Consider the following 474-nt stretch of genomic DNA (forward strand, 5'->3'; position numbering starts at 1 on the left):
AGCCGGGCGAAGAGACTGATAAGCCGAAGATTTCGACGAATGCTGACTTTGCTAACGGTGCAACTGAGGTTGTTGCTGGTGCGAAGGTTAACGATACGGTGACGTATGAGGGTTTGGTTCCGGGTATGGAATACACCCTGAAGGCTGAGCTGATTTCTAAGGTTGATGGCAAGTCTGTCCTGGGTAAGGGTGAGAAGACCTTTACTCCGGATGCTGCTGATGGTGAGGTTGTTGTTGAGATCATCGTTGCTGATTCGGTGAAGAAGCCGGTTGAGGCTGCGGTTGCCTTTGAGGAGTTGACTTCTGTTGAGGTCAACGACAAGGGCGAGGAGACTCCGGGTACTGATCCGGAGGAGCCGAACCACATCGCTGAGCACAAGGACATCAACGATAAGAACCAGACGGTTCCGAAGCCGTCCGAGGAAACGACCCCGAACAACCCGGGCGAGGAGACGACCCCGAACCAGCCGGGTG

1 protein-coding gene is annotated in these 474 nt (G+C 54.6%); it reads left to right on the top strand.

Annotated features, from left to right (window positions below; all coding sequences use genetic code 11):
- The coding region (locus HMPREF2526_RS08140; protein ID WP_168163156.1) for a VaFE repeat-containing surface-anchored protein at positions 1-474 on the top strand (474 nt) is incomplete at both ends.

The organism is Corynebacterium sp. HMSC070E08 (assembly GCF_001808895.1).
GTDB classification, from domain to species: domain Bacteria; phylum Actinomycetota; class Actinomycetes; order Mycobacteriales; family Mycobacteriaceae; genus Corynebacterium; species Corynebacterium hiratae.